Source organism: Nonomuraea insulae, assembly GCF_042656245.1.
This window is the reverse complement of sequence record NZ_JBHSPA010000023.1, coordinates 219,097-236,963: the sequence shown is the minus strand read 5'-3', so window position 1 is coordinate 236,963 and position 17,867 is coordinate 219,097. Positions and strand designations below refer to the sequence as shown.

General features: G+C 69.5%; 22 protein-coding genes. 6 read left to right on the top strand and 16 right to left on the bottom strand.

The features are described 5' to 3' along the window. Positions 1–44: 44 nt before the first annotated feature. From ACFPZ3_RS18785 to ACFPZ3_RS18740, 10 genes are all read right to left on the bottom strand, one after another. On the bottom strand, positions 45–1,766 hold the full coding sequence (locus tag ACFPZ3_RS18785; RefSeq protein WP_379515426.1) for a ferritin-like domain-containing protein: 1,722 nt from the start codon (positions 1,764–1,766) through the stop codon (positions 45–47). Continuing rightward, positions 1,759–1,989 (bottom strand): hypothetical protein, encoded by a 231-nt coding sequence (locus ACFPZ3_RS18780; protein WP_379515425.1) that lies wholly within the window; start codon positions 1,987–1,989, stop codon positions 1,759–1,761. The genes ACFPZ3_RS18785 and ACFPZ3_RS18780 overlap by 8 nt, the downstream gene beginning before the upstream one ends. Continuing rightward, positions 1,986–2,777 carry a class I SAM-dependent methyltransferase gene (locus tag ACFPZ3_RS18775; protein WP_379515424.1) on the bottom strand — a complete coding sequence of 264 codons (792 nt, stop codon included), beginning with the start codon at positions 2,775–2,777 and terminating at the stop codon, positions 1,986–1,988. Before ACFPZ3_RS18775 ends, ACFPZ3_RS18780 begins: the two co-directional genes overlap by 4 nt. Positions 2,778–2,841: 64 nt before the next feature. Beyond that, the gene (locus ACFPZ3_RS18770) at positions 2,842–3,255 is read right to left on the bottom strand and encodes a cupin domain-containing protein (RefSeq protein ID WP_379515423.1); all 414 of its coding nucleotides are present in this window, start codon (positions 3,253–3,255) and stop codon (positions 2,842–2,844) included. A 5-nt stretch (positions 3,256–3,260) separates the two neighbouring features. Continuing rightward, complete coding sequence (locus ACFPZ3_RS18765) at positions 3,261–4,019, bottom strand: SDR family oxidoreductase (protein ID WP_379515422.1); 759 nt, start codon at positions 4,017–4,019, stop codon at positions 3,261–3,263. A 170-nt stretch (positions 4,020–4,189) separates the two neighbouring features. Then, positions 4,190–4,303, bottom strand: coding sequence for a universal stress protein (locus ACFPZ3_RS18760; RefSeq protein ID WP_379515741.1), 114 nt, complete (start codon positions 4,301–4,303; stop codon positions 4,190–4,192). A 59-nt stretch (positions 4,304–4,362) separates the two neighbouring features. After that, entirely contained in the window at positions 4,363–6,093 is a 1,731-nt protein-coding gene (locus tag ACFPZ3_RS18755) for an L-aspartate oxidase (protein WP_379515421.1), read from the bottom strand. 71 nt (positions 6,094–6,164) lie between these two features. Continuing rightward, positions 6,165–6,344 carry an MmyB family transcriptional regulator gene (locus ACFPZ3_RS18750; protein ID WP_379515420.1) on the bottom strand — a complete coding sequence of 60 codons (180 nt, stop codon included), beginning with the start codon at positions 6,342–6,344 and terminating at the stop codon, positions 6,165–6,167. A gap of 39 nt (positions 6,345–6,383) precedes the next feature. Beyond that, positions 6,384–7,553 (bottom strand): low temperature requirement protein A, encoded by a 1,170-nt coding sequence (locus tag ACFPZ3_RS18745; RefSeq protein ID WP_379515419.1) that lies wholly within the window; start codon positions 7,551–7,553, stop codon positions 6,384–6,386. A 118-nt stretch (positions 7,554–7,671) separates the two neighbouring features. Further along, the gene (locus ACFPZ3_RS18740; protein WP_379515418.1) at positions 7,672–8,490 is read right to left on the bottom strand and encodes an NAD(P)H-binding protein; all 819 of its coding nucleotides are present in this window, start codon (positions 8,488–8,490) and stop codon (positions 7,672–7,674) included. A gap of 87 nt (positions 8,491–8,577) precedes the next feature. Here ACFPZ3_RS18740 and ACFPZ3_RS18735 point away from each other — a divergent pair, with 87 nt between their 5' ends. Further along, positions 8,578–8,976, top strand: a complete 399-nt coding sequence (locus tag ACFPZ3_RS18735) for a winged helix-turn-helix transcriptional regulator (protein ID WP_379515417.1) — start codon at positions 8,578–8,580, stop codon at positions 8,974–8,976. A gap of 180 nt (positions 8,977–9,156) precedes the next feature. Then, positions 9,157–9,639 carry a DoxX family protein gene (locus ACFPZ3_RS18730; RefSeq protein WP_379515416.1) on the top strand — a complete coding sequence of 161 codons (483 nt, stop codon included), beginning with the start codon at positions 9,157–9,159 and terminating at the stop codon, positions 9,637–9,639. A gap of 46 nt (positions 9,640–9,685) precedes the next feature. On the opposite strand, the gene ACFPZ3_RS18725 is transcribed toward ACFPZ3_RS18730, so the two are convergent. The 4 genes from ACFPZ3_RS18725 to ACFPZ3_RS18710 all read right to left on the bottom strand — a co-directional run bounded on the left by ACFPZ3_RS18725 (position 9,686) and on the right by ACFPZ3_RS18710 (position 13,860). Further along, positions 9,686–10,258: a dihydrofolate reductase family protein gene (locus tag ACFPZ3_RS18725; protein ID WP_379515415.1), complete on the bottom strand. Its 573-nt coding sequence runs from the start codon at positions 10,256–10,258 to the stop codon at positions 9,686–9,688. A gap of 81 nt (positions 10,259–10,339) precedes the next feature. Next, on the bottom strand, positions 10,340–11,419 hold the full coding sequence (locus ACFPZ3_RS18720) for an ROK family protein (RefSeq protein WP_379515414.1): 1,080 nt from the start codon (positions 11,417–11,419) through the stop codon (positions 10,340–10,342). 140 nt (positions 11,420–11,559) lie between these two features. Beyond that, complete coding sequence (locus tag ACFPZ3_RS18715; RefSeq protein WP_379515413.1) at positions 11,560–12,906, bottom strand: cellulase family glycosylhydrolase; 1,347 nt, start codon at positions 12,904–12,906, stop codon at positions 11,560–11,562. A 192-nt stretch (positions 12,907–13,098) separates the two neighbouring features. Then, positions 13,099–13,860 carry an SEL1-like repeat protein gene (locus ACFPZ3_RS18710; RefSeq protein WP_379515412.1) on the bottom strand — a complete coding sequence of 254 codons (762 nt, stop codon included), beginning with the start codon at positions 13,858–13,860 and terminating at the stop codon, positions 13,099–13,101. 369 nt (positions 13,861–14,229) lie between these two features. Here ACFPZ3_RS18710 and ACFPZ3_RS18705 point away from each other — a divergent pair, with 369 nt between their 5' ends. Then, on the top strand, positions 14,230–14,421 hold the full coding sequence (locus ACFPZ3_RS18705; RefSeq protein ID WP_379515411.1) for a hypothetical protein: 192 nt from the start codon (positions 14,230–14,232) through the stop codon (positions 14,419–14,421). Between the two features lie 13 nt (positions 14,422–14,434). Beyond that, positions 14,435–14,611: a hypothetical protein gene (locus ACFPZ3_RS18700; protein ID WP_379515410.1), complete on the top strand. Its 177-nt coding sequence runs from the start codon at positions 14,435–14,437 to the stop codon at positions 14,609–14,611. A 118-nt stretch (positions 14,612–14,729) separates the two neighbouring features. Here ACFPZ3_RS18700 and ACFPZ3_RS18695 read toward each other — a convergent pair whose 3' ends face one another. Next, complete coding sequence (locus tag ACFPZ3_RS18695) at positions 14,730–15,317, bottom strand: TetR/AcrR family transcriptional regulator (RefSeq protein ID WP_379515409.1); 588 nt, start codon at positions 15,315–15,317, stop codon at positions 14,730–14,732. A 99-nt stretch (positions 15,318–15,416) separates the two neighbouring features. Between ACFPZ3_RS18695 and ACFPZ3_RS18690 the strand changes: the two genes are divergently transcribed. Then, positions 15,417–16,457 carry an NAD(P)-dependent alcohol dehydrogenase gene (locus ACFPZ3_RS18690; RefSeq protein WP_379515408.1) on the top strand — a complete coding sequence of 347 codons (1,041 nt, stop codon included), beginning with the start codon at positions 15,417–15,419 and terminating at the stop codon, positions 16,455–16,457. A 33-nt stretch (positions 16,458–16,490) separates the two neighbouring features. Here the strand turns inward: ACFPZ3_RS18690 and ACFPZ3_RS18685 are convergent, their stop codons facing one another. Continuing rightward, the gene (locus tag ACFPZ3_RS18685; RefSeq protein ID WP_379515407.1) at positions 16,491–17,453 is read right to left on the bottom strand and encodes an ankyrin repeat domain-containing protein; all 963 of its coding nucleotides are present in this window, start codon (positions 17,451–17,453) and stop codon (positions 16,491–16,493) included. A 211-nt stretch (positions 17,454–17,664) separates the two neighbouring features. Between ACFPZ3_RS18685 and ACFPZ3_RS18680 the strand changes: the two genes are divergently transcribed. Then, positions 17,665–17,867 (top strand): MgtC/SapB family protein (locus ACFPZ3_RS18680; RefSeq protein ID WP_379515406.1); only part of this gene is annotated, 203 nt, incomplete at its 3' end.

The following is a 17,867-nucleotide window of genomic DNA, read 5'->3' as shown; positions in this document are numbered from 1 at the left end:
CAACTTACCTCAGTCGCTCCCGCGGGAAACGGAACAAGGCCTGCTCACGGCGAGGGTTCCTCGCGGAAGCCGATCTCCCGGTGGGTTCCGTCGCACAGCGGTTTGTTGCCGGAGTGGCCGCAGCGGCACAGCGTCACCCGGTTGCGGGTCTCCTGCGGCCGGCCGTCCGACCGCACCACCGGCACCCCGCCGGTGACCCACAGCGCACTGGCCAGACCGTCCTCCTCCGCCAGCACCGAGACGGCCCGCGGTAGGTCGGCCTCGATCGTCTCGCCGCCGCGTTCGAGCGCGTAACTGTAGGAGCCGGAGGGGCAGTGGTCGATGCGGCCCATGACGGCGGAGCGCACGTCGCTGTCCTCGGTGTCGGCGAGCATCGCGGCGATCGGCCTGGTGCGGCCGATGCAGAAGGCCGCGTGGACGCAGAGCTCCCCGACCCGCTGGGCCGAGATGCCCACCCCGTCGTGCACGTGCTGCGACTCCTCGTACGGCCGCATCTCCGCGCCCTCCGTGCCGTCGAACCCGATCACGGCGTGGGTCCCGTCGCAGAACGGCTTGGAGCCCGAACGGCCGCAGCGGCACAGCGCGTAGGTGTCCTCGGTCTCCAGAGGCTCGCCCGTCTTCCAGGTCAGCGCGTCCTTGTTCGCCGAGGAGACGATCTTGCGCTTGCGCCGGAGCGGTACGCCGCCGTACACGACATACGGGCCGTCACGCAGGACGACGATCCGCTGCCCGTCGCCGACGCTCCACTGACGCCGCTCGGGTGTGACGTACTCGAAGGTAGGGCCCGCCGTGGTGCCCTCGCCGTCGGGCAGTCGCATCAGGGCCCTGGCCTGGGCCTTGAGCGCGTACATGGTGCCGGTGGCGACCGCGAGCAGCTTCGGGCTGCCGTTGAACGCCTGCTCCAGCAGATGGAGGATGGCGCAGTAGGTGTGGTTGAACTCCTCCTGCGCGGTACGCACCGCGCTGCCCGGTTCGGCCGGACGCGGGTTGCGCGTCATCGGCAGAACACCGGCCGGATTCACCCAGATCGTCTCGCCGGTGGGCCCGGACTGCGGGGTGTCGCCCCGCCGGTACCGCCGGCCGATCTTGAGCTCCTGGAAGCGGTAGTAGTGGGCGACCTCGTCCCGTTCCGGGTGGAAGATGTCCTGGTCGCCGTCCCAGACCTCGCCGCGCGCCGTACCCTCGCCCTGCTCGACGATCTCCTCCAGCGCGGCCAGCGCGGACTTCAGGCCGTCCACCGCGATCAGCCGCCCGGCGGTGTGCCGGAAGTGGGTGGCGCTCACCTGGCGGGCCGGGTCGCCGCCGAAGACCGCCTGCTCGCCGAGCCGGTCGCACAGGTGACGCAGTCCCTGCTCGATCGCGGCGTAGAACTGCCCGATCGTCTCGTAGTCGTCGCCCTCCGGCGGAGCGCTGGGCGGCGCCGGCTGCTCGATCCGCAGGAACATGTCGAGCGCCTCCGCGCCGAAGGGCACCAGCGACAGTTCCAGGGAGCCGTGGGGGAGCCGCCGGGGGTGTGGCGGCAACATCTCCGGTGTGTCCAGCCGTGGCCGGCCGCCGACGGCGTTGAGCAGGTTCGCGGCCAGCGCCAGGTGCAGCATCTCCTCGGCGAAGACGCTGCCCACCACCTCGACGGCCGCCGGGTTCCGCTCCGGGTCCAGCGAGTACAACGCGCACAGGTACGGCGGCAGGGTCGCGTGCTCCAGCTCGACCGCCCACTGCAGGTGCTCGCGCAGGCTGTCGAGGGTGTCGATCCGCGTCTCAGGCAACGTGACCGCCCGGTCGCGAGTCGTCCTCCAGCGCCTCGACCGCGTCGCGCAGACCCCGCAGGCCGATCTCCTCGCGCTCGACGTCCGTCGGGTCGAACAGCCAGTCGGCGACCGGCAGTTCCAGCTCCTCCTCAGGACGGCTCGCCTCGGCCTCGGCCAGTTCGACCTCGATCTCGACCTTGAGCTCGTACAGGACCTCGTCCTCGCCGTTCTGAGCGCTCATCTTTCCTCCATACGTGGCTTCAGTGGATGTCCGGCAGATCGGCTGATCGCGTGGATCAGCCGTACGGCGATCTGGCCGGAGGCGAACAGGTGGGTGAAGCGCTCACCCTGATGAGCCGCCAGCGTGTAGGCGGGGTCGGTCCGGTGGCGGGTCGCGACGAACGCCGCCACCTGCTCGGCACGTCGCGACCACGACAGCGGGGCCTCGCCGGGCTGGTCGATCTGCTCAAGAAGCTCGAACCCGGTGTCGTCGAGCAGCACGGAGAGCTCTCGCTCGGTGGGGAAGTAGCTGCCTTCGGGGGCCGGATGAGTCTGCGGGCCATGGGCGAGGAGCACCAGGAGCCCCAGGGAGGCATCGGGCTTCAGCACCCGGTGGATCTCCTCCAGCACCGCCGCCTTGTCCTGGACGGTGCACAACATCCCCAGGCACCAGGCGGCGTCGACCGACCCCGTACGGAGCGGGATCCGCCGGCCGTCCGCCGCGAGGATCGGCAGCCCGAACAGGCGGGCGGCGGCGCGGCCCGCGGCCGGCATCGGTTCCAGCAGGATCGGCCGGACCCCGAACCGCTCGGCGGCCCAGGCGGACGGCCCGCCGGCGCCGGCGCCCACGTCCAGCAGGCTGATCCCCGGGGACAACTCGCACGCCTCGGCCAGCCAGGCCAGCGCGGCCGGACTCGCGCTGCCGCGGCAGGTGGCGGGGATGGCGTGCCGTTCCCCGAGTTGTTCGACGGCGTCGGCGGTCCAGCCCGCGACGTCGTCGAACTCAGCGACCATCGCCACCGCGGTCACCACACAACTCCTGTTCGGTCGCAGACTCTTGCGTCGGCCCGCAGGCAATGGGGTCGATCCTCGCTCAGGACGGGCGCGGGGCCCGGCGGTCCTCGCGCTGGGCGAGTTCTTCCTCGTCCACCAGGACGAGCATCGGCTTGCCGGGTTCGCACAGCATGGTGACGGTGAAACGGAGGCGCACGTCGTCGCGGGCATTGCCGTCCTGGTAGTGGATGACGTCTCCGCCGGGCTCCCAGAACGCCTCACCGGCGCGGACGATCCGCTCCGGCTCGCCCTCCAGCTCCAGCAACATCTCGCCTTCCAGGACGTAGCCGAAGGCGGGGCCGAAGTGCCGGTGCGGCGGCGCCCCCGGGTCGCCGGGCGGGTACTCGATGACCAAGGTCGTCGCGTGCGCCCCCTCCGGGATGTACGGCGGCTCGGCCTCCTGCACCACGGTCAGCGCCGTCTTCCATGCGTCGGATCTCGGCTTGCCGGTCATGGGATCTACCTTCCTGCGGCGTTCTGGGCGGCTGCCCAGTCGCGGTAGTGGATCGTCCCGAGCGTCGCGCCGTCACCGGGAACCAGCGTCCGCTCGCCCGGCGTGGTGCCGAAGTAGAGGGCGTTGGGGTCGGTGACCACCACGCGCGGGTCGCCCAGGCCGGTCAGCGCCTGGCGGAAGAACTCATCCATCTGGTACTGGTCGGGCCCGGCGATCTCGATCCTGCCGTTCAGCGGCTTGCCCGCCGCGACCCGGCCGACGTTCTGCGAGACCTCCTCGCCCGCGATGGGCTGGAAGCGCACGGGCGCGATCCGGACCTCGTTGCCGTCCGTGGCCTCGTCGGCGATGGCCCGGACGAACTCGTAGAACTGGGTCGCGTGCACGAGGGAGAACGGGATTCCCGACTTCTCGATCAGCTGCTCCTGGGCGATCTTCGCGCGGAAGTAGCCGTTCTCCGGCATCAGCTCCGTGCCCACGATCGAGAGCGCGACGTGGTGGCCGACGCCGGCCGCCGCCTCGGCGGCGAGCAGGTTGCCGGTGGAGGTCTCGAAGAAGTTCAGCACCGCGGCGGGCTCGAAGGACGGCGAGTTCGACACGTCGACGACCACCTGCGCGCCCGTCAGCACCTCGGCCAGGCCCTCGCCGGTGAGGGTGTTGACGCCGGTGTTCGGCGACGCCGCCACGGCCTCGTGACCGTGCTCGCCCAGCTTCGTCACGACCTTCGAGCCGATCAGGCCGGTTCCGCCGATGACGACGATCTTCATGGTGATCCCCTTCTGTTCGCCGGGGGGCATCTCTCGCAACCCGGTCGCTAGCTAAGACAAGGCAGTGCCCGAGCTTGTGACAACTGCCGCGAAATTCTTCTCAGGCCGCGAAGAAGCCATGACGCACGATCCGGGACATACCCATTGACCTGCGACGATGAACCGGCGACCTACCGCAGGACCTGGATGACCGCCACCGGGCAGGCGGCGTGGTGCAGGACGCTCTGGCTGACCGAGCCGTGCATCAGCGCGTTGAGCTCGTGGCGGTGGTGGGCGCCGAGCAGCAGGCCGCCGACCTCGCCGAGCCCGCGGCTGCCTCATCGTGACTGTCCTTTCATGATCGCTACTCGACGAGCTTTCCGGCGCTCGAGACCTCGCGCATGAGCGCCGCGATCTCGGCGGGAATCGGCGGGATGTCCTCCCTCTCCACCGATCCGGGACCGGACCACACGAAGTTGACCCGCAGCGCCGGGTCGAGCTCGGGGTAGTCGGAGCGGTTGTGGCAGCCGCGGGTCTCCCGGCGTTCCAGCGCGGTCTCGATCGTGGCGCGGGCGGCCAGCGCCGCGGACTTCAGGTCGAAGGCGTGCGCCAGGTCCTGGAAACCGGCGATGTCCGGGTGCACACCGACGTCGCCGATGCGCGCCTCCAGCGCGGTGAGTTCGGCCACGCCCTTCAGCAGGCCGCTCTCGTCGCGTACCACGCCGGCGTGCTCCGTCATGATGTCGCGCAGGGTCCGCTGCAGTGACCGCACGTTCTCGGGGCCGTCGGCGGCCAGGAGGTCGTCCACCTCCGCCCGTGCCGCGCCGAGCGCCTCGGCCGAGCGGCGCTGGGCTTCGAGGCCCGCGGAGTGCTCGGCCGCCGCCTGCCCGACGATGCGGCCGAAGACCAGGAGCTCGATGAGCGAGTTGCCGCCGAGGCGGTTGGCGCCGTGCAGCCCGCTGGCCGCCTCCCCGATCGCGTACAGGCCGTCCACGCCCGTGCCGTGGTCCTCGGGGCGTACCCAGACGCCGCCCATCGAGTAGTGCGCGGTCGGCGCGATCTCGATCGGCTGCTTGGTGATGTCGAGCATCTGCAGTTCGAGGAGCGTCTGGTAGACGCGGGGCAACCGCGTCATGATCGTCTCGCGCGGCAGATGCGACACGTCCAGCCAGACGCCGCCGTCCGGGGTCCCGCGGCCTTCCTTGATCTCCGTGTACGCGGCCAGCGCGACGCGGTCCCGCGTGGACAGTTCCATGCGCTCCGGGTCGTACCGGGACATGAACCGCTCGCCGAGCTGGTTACGCAGGATCCCGCCCTCGCCCCGCGCCGCTTCGGAGACGAGCGTGCCGGCCGCGTTCTCGGGTGAGATGAGACCGGACGGGTGGAACTGCACCAGCTCGGGATCACGGATGCGGCAACCCGCGAGGACGGCGAGGCGGAAGGAGTCGCCGGTGTTCTCGTCCCTGCGGGAGGACGTGCGCCGCCAGATCCGCGTGTGACCGCCGGCGGCAAGGATCACCGCGTCGGCATGGATGACGTAGCGGCTGCCGTCGGTGACGTCGAACCCGTACGCGCCGTAGACCGCGTTGTCGCGGACCAGGAGACGCGTGATGTACACGCTGTCGAGGATGGGCACGTCGAGTTGCGCCGCCCGGTTGATCAGGGTGCGCTGGATCTCTAGCCCGGTGTAGTCCCCCGCGTACGCGGTGCGCCGGTAGGTGTGGGCGCCGAAGAACCGCTGCGAGATGCGCCCGTCCTGCTCCCGGGCGAACGGCATGCCGTAACGCTGGAGATCGTCGATGCCCCGCGCGGCCCCCTCGGTGACGATGCGCACCGTCTCCGGGTTGGCGAGCAGGTAGCTCTCCTTCAGGGTGTCCGCGGCGTGCTGCTGCCAGGTGTCCTCGGGGTCCATCGTGGCGAGCGCCGCGTTGATGCCGCCCGCGGCGAGCGAGGTGTGCGCGTCCGCCTTCGGCCGTTTGCCCACGGCCAGGACGCCGACCCCGCGCTCGGCGAGCTCGATGGCGGCCCGCAGCCCGGCCCCTCCCGTGCCGATGACCAGGACCGACGTGGCGATCCGCCGCTCCGAAGAGTGCATGGTGCTCCTTTGACCGCTCCGACGAAAACAATTCAAGAAGCAGGACCAGGCAGCGGCGTGATTTGTGACAACTAGATGAGTTGCTCACCGATGACGGACTGCAGACGCGGTTTGCCGGCGCTCTCGTCGCCCGATGACGCGGTGCAGACGACGAGCATCTGGGACTGGTCGGGGTCGATCAGCGTCTGGCAGTGCAGTTCGAGCAGGCCGACCTGGGGGTGCTGGGCAACGGTCGCGAGTTCGGCCGGCACGGCCTCGAGGAGTATCTGGAGACCAAGTCCGTCCAGGGCTCACGATCGTGAACCGGCGGTCGCGCTCCAGATCGTGACGACGAGCAGCAGGACGCAGATGGCCGCGATCGCCGCGACCACCGCGGCCACGCCGATCCAGGGTGCCGCGAGCGGCAGCGACAGGACGACGGCGACGCAGCTCAGGACCCCGGCGGGGAAGATGAGGGGCTCGGCGATGACCAGCACGTGCACGGTCCACAGCAGGGCGAGGTACACGCCGACCGGGATGGCGATCGCGTACCCGAGCGCCGTCGGCGACGCCGCGACGTGGTGCCCGCTCTGCTCCACCGCCACCTCTAGCCCGGCGCCGAGGCCCGCCAGTGCCGCGAAGATGCCGTAATGGCCGTACCCCCACAGGTACGACCGATGACGGCGGTCACTGAGCCCTTCTCCCGCCGGGCCGAGGAAGTACAACCACCACAGGGCGAACAGCAGGACGAGACCGGAGCCGGCGATGACGAGGAAGGGCCCGCTGACCTCGCCCGTTTCGAGCGCTCCTTCCACCCCTCTGCTCGCGGCCAGCACGCTCTCACCGAGCAGAATGATCGTGAACAGCCCGTAACGCTCGGCGATGTGGTGCGGGTGCCAGTTGGTGGCCCTGACCCGCTCCGCCCACCGCGGCACCAGGAGCTCCAGGACGACCAGGGCGGCGAAGGACGGCACCTGGGCGGCCGGCGGCAGAAAGCCCGTGTCCGCGAGGAGAAGCCGGAGCAGCCAGCCCACCTGCAGGACGCTGATGCCGGCCGCGTAGCGCAGCGCGGTACGGCGGCCCTCCGGGTCTTCGAGACCGGCCCGCACCCATTGGGCGACGAGCCCGACCCTCATGATGAGATAGCCGAGCGTGATGATCCCGTAGTCGGAGTGAGCGGCCGCGGCGGGCACTCCGGCGGCGAGGACCAGAACGCCGGCCATCTGCACCATGGTCAGCAGCCGGTAGGGGACGTCGTCGGTGTCGTAGGACGAGGCGAACCACGTGAAGTTCATCCACGCCCACCAGATCGCGAAGAACACCTGCAGGAACGGCACCAGCCCGGCCAGGCCGTGACCCTCGGCGATGCCGTGCGCGAGCTGCGCGGTGACGGCCGCGACCGCGACCACGAAGGTGAGGTCGAACAGCAGCTCAAGCTGGCTCGACGCGCGGTGCGGCTCGTCGATGGCACGAGCGCTCATCCGGACCCGGATCCGGATCGTGGTGCCGGGTGATGGCAAGGTTCATGCTCCTGTCGCTCCGCGAACATACGGTCCGTCAGACAGACAGAACAGGGTACCGATCTGTGACAACGCGGGCCTATTTGAAGGCCGCGACGTTGCGCTCCACCCACTCGGCGAAAGGACGGGCCGGACGGCCGAGAACCCGCTCCACGTCGGGGCTCACCTGCTGCTCTTCGGCCGACGGTGAGCCGAGGACGCCGAGGGTGGCCTCCACGACCAGCTCGGGCATGTAGGTCAGCATCCGGCTCCGCGCCTCCGCGCGGCTCAGCTCGACGAACCGCACCGGCTCGCCCAGGACGTCCCCGATCGCCGCGGCCTGCTCCCGGGGTGAGATCGGCACCGGTCCTGTCAGCGTGTAGACGCCGCCCTCGTGGCCCGGCTCGCGCAGCGCCACGGCGGCGACCTCGGCGATGTCGGCCGGGTCCACGGCCGCCAGCGCGACGTCGCCGAACGGCGCCGAGACCACCCGTTCGGTACGGACGGAATCGGCCCATTGGAAGGCGTTGGATGCGAAGTTGCCCGGCCGCACCATCGTCCAGTCCAGCCCCGACCGCTTGACGGCGTCCTCCAGGTCCGAGGGATGGCGTCGCGTGCCCACGCCCTGGGAGGACAGCAACACCACCCGCCGTACGCCGGCCTCCCGCACGACACTCAGAACCTCGCCGAGATCGCCGTTCGCCATGAAGTCGGCGGAGGTCAGCAGGAACAACGCCTCGGCTCCGCGAAGGGCGGGCCTGAGGCTTTCCGGCCGGGCCAGGTCGGCCTGATGGTGACGCACCCCGGCCGGCTGCGGCGAGACTCCCCGCGACACCCCGGTCACCTCTTCGCCGGCCGCGACCAGCGCACGCACGAGCGGCTGTCCGACGTTGCCCGTGGATCCCGTTACCACAATCATTGTTCACTCCCAGTCGTCGATGAGTGGAAGCTACTAGGGCTGTGATAGTAGGTACCTAGAGGAAAGTAATGGGAAGAAGGGCTGATTGTGATCAACGACACAACCACCGACGTCGCCCCGGAGCTGGCGTGCCCGATCACTCCGGTGGTCGACGTCGTCTTCAGCCGCTGGACCACTCCCATCCTCTGGGTGCTCAACGAATACGGCCGGCATCGGTTCGTGGAGCTGGAACGCCGCATCACCACCATCACCCCGAAGGTGCTGACCGAACGGCTGCGGCGGCTGGAACGCGACGGGCTCGTCGTGCGCACCTACCATCCCGAGGTCCCGCCGCGGGTGGAGTACGAGATCAGCGACCTGGGACGAAGCCTGGCCCCGCTGTTCGCGGCGCTCTCCGAGTGGTCGGTCAACCTGGACAAGGTCGAGCAGGCCCGTCTCGACTACGACACCAGGGACCACCACCCCAGCCGCAGGACCTCGCTCTGAAGCCTCTGACGTGGCGGTTCTCCATCCCCTAGGGCGAATCCCTGAAGCCTGTGGCGGTATGCGCTTACCCCGGCGTACATACGACGGCGTAGGCAAAGTGTCTCCCTCAGCCGGACGTTCCCGGCCGCCGATTTCGCGACTCTGAACGAAGACGAAACGGCATCGACCAGGGAGTACGAAATGACCACCATGATCTCAAGACTGGCCGGCTGGCTGGCCCGGCACAGCATCGACATCCTGCGCGTCAGCCTCGGGCTGGTCTTCGTGGCCTTCGGCACGCTCAAGTTCTTTCCAGGGGTCAGCCCGGCGGAGGCGCTGTCGGTGGCCACGCTGGAGAAGCTGTCGCTGGGGATGTTGTCGGGATACGCGGCCCAGTTCGTGGTGGCCGGCATGGAGGTCTTCATCGGCCTTACGCTGGTGACCGGCAGGCTGCTGAAGACCGGGCTGGTGGTGATGGCCGGCGCGCTGGGCGGGTTCTTCGCACCGTACGTGCTCTTCTTCACCGACCTGTTCCCCGGCGCGCCGACGCTGGAGGCGCAGTACATCTTCAAGGACATCGTGCTGGCCGCGGCGGCGATGGTGATCGCCGCCCGTGCTCTCGGCGCCCGGCTGGTTCCCGTCCAGGAGCGTGGTGAGCGGGTCGAAGAGCGTGTGGCGGCCTAGCCGAACGCGAATGTGCCTCCGGAACCCGGGGGCACATTCGCATGGGCTAGCGGCGGACGCGATAGAGCAGGTGCAGCACCCGGTCGCCCTGGATCACCACGTGCGGGTCTTCGAGCAGGTGCTGGACGTCGGCCGAGCCGAAGTAGCGCTTGCCGGAGCCGAAGACCACGGGCACGACGTCCATCGCCACCTCGTCCACCAGGCCGAGGGCGAAGGCCTGGCCGCCGACCTCGCCCGCCGCCACGGCCACGTTGCGATCTCCCGCGAGTTCCCTGGCCTTGGCGATCGCCTGGGTCACGTCGCCGACGAAGTGGTAGGACGCCTCGGGGTGCCAGCCGTCGGGCTTGGGCCGGTGCGACACCACGACCACGTGCTCGCCCGCCGACGGCCTGGCCTCCCAGCCGTTGGTCATGTCGAACAGGTGGCGCCCGATCACCATGCAGCCGATGCCGTCCCACACCGGCCTGACGTACTCGACCGAGACCTTCGAGGCCTTCATGCCCCCGGCGAGTTCGGTGTCGCCGTTGGTGTACCAGTCGAACAGCGGGCCGACCTCGTCGTTCGCGTCGGCGATGAAGCCGTCCACCGATACGACGTTGTGCATCACCACGGTGCTCATCAGATCTCCTATGTGTTGTCGTGCTCTCACTGACGCGTCGAGCGGAGGGGGAGCGGATCGACATCACGCGCGAAGAAATCTTCAGCCCGGCACGTCCAGGTCCAGGAAGGTCAGCTCGCTCTGCAACATGAGGACGGCGCCACCGATCGCCGCCGCGTCCGACCCGCTGACCGAGGTGACCACCCGCACCGGATGCGCCCTGCGGGCGAACGTACGCCGCCGCACCTCCTCCTCGACCACCGACTGGTAGATCGGGCCCGCCGCGGCCAGGCTGGGCCCGGCGAGCACGATCAGGTCGAGGTCGAACAGGCTCATCATGGTCACGGCGGCGGTGCCCAGATGACGGGCGGAGCGCTCGACGAGGGCACGCGCGGCCGGGTCCCCGGCGCCGGCCGCGCTCGCGATCCGCCCGAAACCGGTCATGACGTCAGGGTCGGCGGGATCGAGCCGCAGGCGGCCGAGGCTCGGCGTCGCCACCGCCTGCTTGATCATCGCATGGGGGTCCGCGTAGTTCGCCAGGCAGCCGTAGTTGCCGCAGTCGCACGGGCCTCCGTCGAGGTCGACGGTGACGTGGCCGATCTCGACGCCGTTGGAGGAGGCACCCCGGTACACCTCGCCGTCCAGGACGACGCCCCCGCCGATCCCGCTGGCCATGTACACGCAGGCGAAGGTGTTCGACCGCGTCGCCCCCAGCCAGTACTCGCCAATGGCCGCGGCCGCCGCGTCGTTGTCGAGCAGCACCGGCAGGCCCAGGAGCTCCGACAGGCGGGGCGCGACCGGGTACTCGTACCAGTCGGCGGTCGGCTGGTGGGTCAGCAGCACGCCTGCCTGCCGGTCCTGCGGTCCGTAGGTCACCAGCCCGACCCCGAGCACCTTGTCCCGCTCCACTCCGGCGGCGCCGATCAGGTCCTCCACCCGCGCGGCCACCTGCGAGAGGGCCTCCTCGGGCGGCAGCAGCGACGTGCCGGGGAACGAGGTCCGCGCGACCTGCCGGCCGGTCAGGTCCACCATGACGACGACGCACAGGTTGCGCTCGAACAGGACGCCCACCGCGTATCGTCCGCCCGGGTTGAGCCGCAGCAGCGTCCGTGGCTTGCCGCCGGTCGAAGCGCCGCGCCCGGCCTCGACGACCAGCCCGTGGTCCATGAGCTCACGGACCACGTGCGTGATGGTCGCCGGGGTCACTCCGGAGCTGGCGGCGAGCTCGATCCGGCTGATCGTGCGCGCCGCCCTGATGCGGTTGAGTACGACGCCCCGGGTTTTCGGTCTTCCTCCGTACCCGATGGGTGAGCCTCCGGTCGTCAGCTCGCGGTACAGGACAGCGTGGGCACGTTGTTACTGCCGTTCCACGACCCGAGGAACCCGAAGGTCGTGCTCGCCCCGGCGCCGAGGTTGCCGTTGTAGCCCACGTTGCGGGCGGTCACGTTCGGCCCGCTGCTGCTGATCGTGGCGTTCCAGACGTTGGTGACGGCCTGGCCGTTGGCGAAGGCCCACGTCACGGTCCAGCTCTTGATCGCCGCGTTGCCCGCGGTGACCCGGACGTCGCCCTGGAACCCGCCGCCCCACTGACCGCTCACCTTGTAGGTGGCCGAGCACGCGCCGGTGGGTGGCGTCGGCGTGACCGTCGGCGTGACCGTCGGGGTGACGGTCGGCGTGATGGTGGGCGTGGGGCCGCCGAAGATCGTGGCCTCCTTGCCGGTCGCCCTGATGCCGTTGGGGCCGTCGACGATCCTCTTGCCCCAGGTGCTGAGCTGGTTCGGGTCGAAGTTGAGCGCCATGTCCAGGATCGGGTCGGTGTTGCCGCTCCACGACCACGCGATGTAGCCCAGGCCCCGCGACCGCGCCTCGGCCGCGATCGTCTCGTCGTCCACCTCGCCGGAGCTGAACCGCCAGCCGAACTCGCCGATGACCAGCGGCCATCCGTTGGTCCTGAACCGGTTGAGGTAGTCCACGATGCTCGCCGCGGTGTTGAAGACGGCGTACATGTGGATCGACAACACCGTGTTGTGCTGGGTGTCGGCGTTGAGGATCGTCTGGCCGTTGTCGCGCATGACGTACTGCCAGTCCTGGCCCCAGTTGGGCGCGTCCACCATGAGCAGGTGCTCGAAGCCGTTGCCGCGCATCTTCTTGATCGCGTTCGCGGTGGCGTCGGTCCACTGGGCGGCGTTGGTGTTGCCGATCGGCTCGTTGCCGATGTTGATCACGACGTAGTTCTCCTGGCCGACCAGGGCGCTCTTCTGGGTGATCCAGTAGTTGACCGCCTCGTCGAGCGAGGCGGCGGCGCCTTCCTCGCCGTACCCGGTGGTGTCGTGCACCTCCAGTACGCAGATCAGCCGGTTCTGCTTGCACAGGGAGATGACGTTGGCCACGTCGTTGGACGGGCCCCACCGCTTGCCGCTGCCCAGCACCACGCGCACGGTGTTGGCGCCGGTGGCCTTGATGTTGGCGAACGAGCTGGTCTGGCCGGTGTACCAGACGTGGGGGTGATTGACGCCCCGCATGATGAATTCCTGGCCGTTCGCCTCAACGATCTTCGTGCCGCTGACGCGCAGGCCGGCGGCGGCGGATGCGGGCTGGAGGTACACCACCAGGACCGACGCGACGGCCGCGAGCACGGCGACGCACAAGGCGAGGAGCTTTCTCTTCATGACCTACCTCGAAGCAGGCGGTTGGGGGGTGCCAAACGCTATAGACCTGCCGGAGAACGGTGAAGGGGCATGAAGATCACGTTCGGTTCCGCGACCCTGCTCGCTGCTCCCACCTGCGGTGGCCGCCCGTGGTCTGGTGCCTGTACCCCTGAAACTTTCACAGGTAAAAGAAGTACGGGGCGCTGGGATCATTCAGCTCCGGGCCGGGTCTTCGGTGGCGACGGGCGCGGGGAGCAGCTTGCCGAACGGGACGGCACGCAGCACCCGGAGGCGTTCGGCGGCGCGCGGGTGGCCACGCTCGGCGGCGAGCCGGTAGTAGAACCTGGCGAGGTCGCGCTTGGCCGGCCCCTCCTGCTCGTAGGCGCGCCCATAGGAGAAGGACACGTTCGCGGCGAACTCGAGCTGGTGCGGATGGAGTGCGAGGGCCTGGGCGCCGGGATGACGGTGCTCGACCGCGATGTGGATCCAGTAGTGGGCCGCCGCGGGCTCGTCGGTCAGCACATTGATGATCGCCAGTCGGTAGGCGGCCTCGACGTCGCCCTCGGCCGACCTGCGGACCAGGAGCGCGGCGGTTCTGGTGGTACGCCGCTCGGCCTCGTCGGCGGGCGTCGTGAAGAGATCGTACGAGCCGGTGGCGTGGGGCCTGTTCCTGGCGATGCGCCAGTGGGTCTGCCACTGCTCCACGGTGCCGAGCGCGTACGTGGGCAGGCCGGTCTGCTCGGCGTGGCGATGACAGACCATCACGAAGGAGGCGACCAGCTTCCAGTCGGGCAGGCGTTCCCGCTTGCCGTTGAGGATGTCGTTGAGGGTGCTCGGAGGCAGCTCCTTGGGGATGTCCGGCGTGCGTGACAACCGGTGCATCTCTGAATAACTCGGCTGGCCGGCCGATTCCCGCAGCTCGATGAGCGCGGCTATGAAGGCGAAATGGGCTCCTGCCCGAGGAATGTCAGTCATCGTCCTTGGTGGCGTCGAAAGGAGATCCGATGCCGCCATGTTTCCAGAAATAGTCTCGCAATCTACGAATGTTCACAGATTCCATCTCGTCCGGTCGTTGTGGCCACTCCAGATCGCCGGCATCTCATCTGCCCCAAGAGCAGCTCCGGCCCTCGATCCGGCGAGCCGCCTGGGTTTTTACCCCAATCGCTGGCCCCGTTTCCGGATAAATCCGGATGAAGTCGGACGACATCGGAAATTTGCGTGCTGGCGGTTCGTTTTCGGCCTTGTCCGGCTCCGTCCGAGCACGTTTGGACGGCTGGTCGGCGACCTTCACGGCGATGCAGGGTTGGCCGCATTCATCACCGCTCTTCGGGAGGCCATCGTCCCATGGCGTTACTCACGGCCCGCCCGTCAAGCATCGCGTACTGCGCCGACGCTCCCTGCCCCGCGGACGAGCACCTGCTGGTGACGCTCTTGACGACCTGGGTGCTCGCGACGGGACGAACCCCGCCCGCCGCACGCCCTGACGACCTCACCCCCGAAGAGCTCATCGACTTCTGGGCCGAAGACCTCACCTGAAGGAAGAGGAACGATGTTCACCACGCACCAACTGCTCACGCTCACCCTGGCGTTCATGATCGCCGCGATCACCTGCGCGCTCGTCCTGGCCGGCGGCGCGGAATGGCCGGGCGCCCTGCTCAGCGGCGGCGGCGCGGGCGCGGCCACGCTGGCGGCCCTGCCCAAACTGCTGAACAGGCGCGACTCATAGGGCTCAGGACAGCAGCCTGGACCGGACGAATGGCGATCATGTGTACGGACAGCGGCAGATCGCCGGCGACGATCATGTGTACGGACAGCGGCAGATCGCCGGCGACAGGAGGAAACTCTCAGCCGGTCATCACGGCGCGCCTGACGCTCTCGCGGAGCAGGGCGCGGCGCTGCTCGTGCAGCTCAGGAGCCTCGTCGGCGGTCGCGGCGTAGACGTTGCTGACCGGCGACCAGGCCATGGACATCGCGATGACCATGGCCATCACGTCGAACGGATCGCCAGGCCGCACGATGCCGGCCGCCTGCGACTCGGCGATCGCCCGCAACTTGGTGTCGTCCATGCGCTGGTGCTCCTCGACGAGGGTGCCGGCCGGGCGGCGCTCCAGGCGGGCCCAGGTGGCCAGCCGGATGAGGTCGGGGCGGCGGAGATATTCGTCGTAGAGCCGCACGGCCCAGTCGGACAGGTCGGTGGCGTCGATCGGGACGACGTTCACGATCCGCTCGAGCGAGCCGAAGAAGATGGCGTCGAACAGCCCTTCCTTGCTGCCGAAGTAGGCGTAGAGCTGCGCCTTGTTGGTGCGCGCGGCGGCCACGATGCGCTCGACGCGCGCCCCGGCGATCCCGTGCTCGGCGAACTCCTGGGTCGCGACGTCGAGGATGCGCTTGCGCGTCGCGGCGCCACGGGAGGTCAGCGGCTGATCGGCCATGCCGGTCAGACTACCAAACAGAACAGTCGGTTTGCTTTAGGGGCCGAGAGGTGGCTACGGTTGAATAAACCGAACAGTCTGTTTATAGAGGAGCTTGACATGAGAGCCACCACAGGATGGCGAGCGGACGGCCGCGCGGCGACGTTGCGGCAGGTGACTCTTGAGCGGCGCGACCTGCGTCCCGACGACCTCGCCGTACGCGTGGACTACTGCGGCGTCTGCCACACCGACCTGCACTCCCTGCGCGACGGCGAGAGAAGCGCGTCTGTGGTGCCCGGCCACGAGTTCACCGGCGAGGTGACCGAGGCCGGGCCCGAGGTGACCCGCTTCGCCGTGGGTGACAAGGTCGCGGTCGGCAACATCGTCGACTCCTGCGGCGTGTGCGCCATGTGCGAGGCCGGCCAGGAGAACTTCTGCCACGAGTTCCCGACCCTGACCTACGGCGGCACCGACCGCCACGACGGATCGACGACCCTGGGGGGCTACTCCCGCGAGTACGTCGTCCGCGAGCGATTCGCCCACCCCCTGCCCACCGGCCTCGACCCCGCCGCTACCGCGCCGCTGCTCTGCGCCGGGATCACCGTGTGGGAGCCGCTGCACAGCCTCGGCGTGGGCCCCGGCACCCGCGTGGCCGTGGCGGGGCTGGGCGGGCTGGGCCATCTCGCGGTCAAGTTCGCCGTGGCGCTGGGCGCCGTCACCACGGTGATCAGCCGGTCCGCGGACAAGGCCGGCGACGCCCGCCGGCTCGGCGCCCACGACCTCGTCGTCTCCACGGATCCGGAGCAGATGGCCGCGGCCAGGGACCGGTTCGACGTCATCATCGACACCATCGCCGTCCCGCACGACCTCGGCCCGTATCTGCGGCTGGTCGCCATGGACGGGACGCTCAGCCACGTCGGCCACCTCGGACAGGTCACCGTGGAGATGTTCGACCTGCTCGCCGGACGTAAGAAGCTCAGCTCGGCGGGCAGCGGCGGCCTCCCGGCGACGGCCGCCATGCTGGACTTCTGCGCCCGGCACGGCATCACCGCCGACATCGAACTCGTCGCCTCGAAACGGGTCAACGAGGCGCTCGACCGTCTCCAGCGCAACGACGTCCGCTACCGCTTCGTGCTCGACCTGTCCGATCTGGGCGGCTGACCCGTACCGGCGAGCCGCTGTCCGCTGGGCCGGTCAGTGCCAGTAGTCGCCTTCCGGCAGTCGTACGTGCGTGTCCGGGGCGACGAACGAGTGGTCGTCGGCCGGTCGCAGGCCCGCGCCGGCATAGCAGTAGGCCACGGCGTAGCCCACGTACAGGTATTTGAGCAGGACCTCCTCGGCCGGGTCGTCGCCGGGCACGCGGCTGCCTCCCGGGTGGGTGTCCCTGGCGACGACCTCGCCGTCGCGGTAGGCGCAGCCCTGGTTGCCGCTCTTGGGGCTGGCGAACATGCCGTAGGCGACCGTGCCCGCCGACAGCGCCTTCATGACGCCGGGAGTGGAGGCCATGTAGCCGGACTGCTGGCTGACGACGCAGCCGCCGGGCACGTCGGCGAGGCCGATGAACCGCATGGCCTCCTCGTCGAACGGGTCCTCCATGATCTCTTCCAGCTGCTCCTCGTCGGCGGGTTCGGCGGCTAAGCGCCGTGCCGCCTCGTCGGCGCTGACACCGCGTACGCACGCGAGGCTGTAACCGTCGTAGCCGAACCCGCCCAGCACGCCGGTCAGGCGGTCGGCCTCCACGACGGCGGCGCTCTCGGCCTCCGTCAGACGGGCATGACCCCGGGGGAACGGGAAGAACAGGCCGGGCGTGGGGCCCGCCAGACTGAGCCGGCCGGGCGACCAGCCGCCCATCATGGGCCGCCACGGGTCCGCCCCGGCGGCGACCAGGGCAGTGACGTTGTCCGGCCGGTCGTGGAAGACCGCCTCCCAGAGCGCGGTACGGCCCTCGCACTCCGCGTCCACGTCATCGACCCGGCCGGCCAACTCGGCGACCACCTCCGGTGAACCGAACTCAGCCGCCGCGTGCAGCGGTCGCAGGAAGGTGTGGGCCCCCTCGTTCGGGTCGGCCCCGGCGTCGAGCCTGGCGCGGACAAGGACGAGGTCGTCCCAGGCATTCCACCTGAGATCGGACCATTCGGCGGTTTCGTTGGCGGGCAAGACGGCTCCTTCGAGATCGCGTGCGCGGGTACGAGAGGGGCCATCATGGCGGAGGGCTAGGACAATTTCGGGGCCCGGCGCTTCCTCGCGTTTCTGAGGGTGCGGCACACGCCCGCGGAGGCCGGGACGAGCCCAGCACGGCTCGGCGGTGATATCCACCTAACTGTCGATCGAAGGTGTTAATGGGGCGTATGTGGGGATACAGGCGTGAGTGGAATTGGCGAGCGCCGCAGGAGGACTCACGGGCCAGGGATGGGTCCAGATAGGCGAACTGGCCCTAGCCCTGCTGTTGTCCGCCCTGATCGGGCTGGAGCGTGAGATCCGGCAGAAGAGCGCCGGACTGCGCACACACACGCTGGTCGGCTTCGCCTCAGCGTTGATCATGCTGGTCTCCAAGTACGGTTTCGCCGACGT

Bases quoted from the DNA above. Each gene is read 5' to 3' on its own strand.
- ACFPZ3_RS18780 (WP_379515425.1), bottom strand. From the start codon at position 1,989: ATGAGCGCTCAGAACGGCGAGGACGAGGTCCTGTACGAGCTCAAGGTC.
- ACFPZ3_RS18770 (WP_379515423.1), bottom strand. From the start codon at position 3,255: ATGACCGGCAAGCCGAGATCCGACGCATGGAAGACGGCGCTGACCGTG.
- ACFPZ3_RS18765 (WP_379515422.1), bottom strand. From the start codon at position 4,019: ATGAAGATCGTCGTCATCGGCGGAACCGGCCTGATCGGCTCGAAGGTC.
- ACFPZ3_RS18755 (WP_379515421.1), bottom strand. From the start codon at position 6,093: ATGCACTCTTCGGAGCGGCGGATCGCCACGTCGGTCCTGGTCATCGGC.
- ACFPZ3_RS18745 (WP_379515419.1), bottom strand. From the start codon at position 7,553: ATGAGCGCTCGTGCCATCGACGAGCCGCACCGCGCGTCGAGCCAGCTT.
- ACFPZ3_RS18740 (WP_379515418.1), bottom strand. From the start codon at position 8,490: ATGATTGTGGTAACGGGATCCACGGGCAACGTCGGACAGCCGCTCGTG.
- ACFPZ3_RS18730 (WP_379515416.1), top strand. From the start codon at position 9,157: ATGACCACCATGATCTCAAGACTGGCCGGCTGGCTGGCCCGGCACAGC.
- ACFPZ3_RS18725 (WP_379515415.1), bottom strand. From the start codon at position 10,258: ATGAGCACCGTGGTGATGCACAACGTCGTATCGGTGGACGGCTTCATC.
- ACFPZ3_RS18715 (WP_379515413.1), bottom strand. From the start codon at position 12,906: ATGAAGAGAAAGCTCCTCGCCTTGTGCGTCGCCGTGCTCGCGGCCGTC.
- ACFPZ3_RS18710 (WP_379515412.1), bottom strand. From the start codon at position 13,860: ATGACTGACATTCCTCGGGCAGGAGCCCATTTCGCCTTCATAGCCGCG.
- ACFPZ3_RS18705 (WP_379515411.1), top strand. From the start codon at position 14,230: ATGGCGTTACTCACGGCCCGCCCGTCAAGCATCGCGTACTGCGCCGAC.
- ACFPZ3_RS18700 (WP_379515410.1), top strand. From the start codon at position 14,435: ATGTTCACCACGCACCAACTGCTCACGCTCACCCTGGCGTTCATGATC.
- ACFPZ3_RS18695 (WP_379515409.1), bottom strand. From the start codon at position 15,317: ATGGCCGATCAGCCGCTGACCTCCCGTGGCGCCGCGACGCGCAAGCGC.
- ACFPZ3_RS18690 (WP_379515408.1), top strand. From the start codon at position 15,417: ATGAGAGCCACCACAGGATGGCGAGCGGACGGCCGCGCGGCGACGTTG.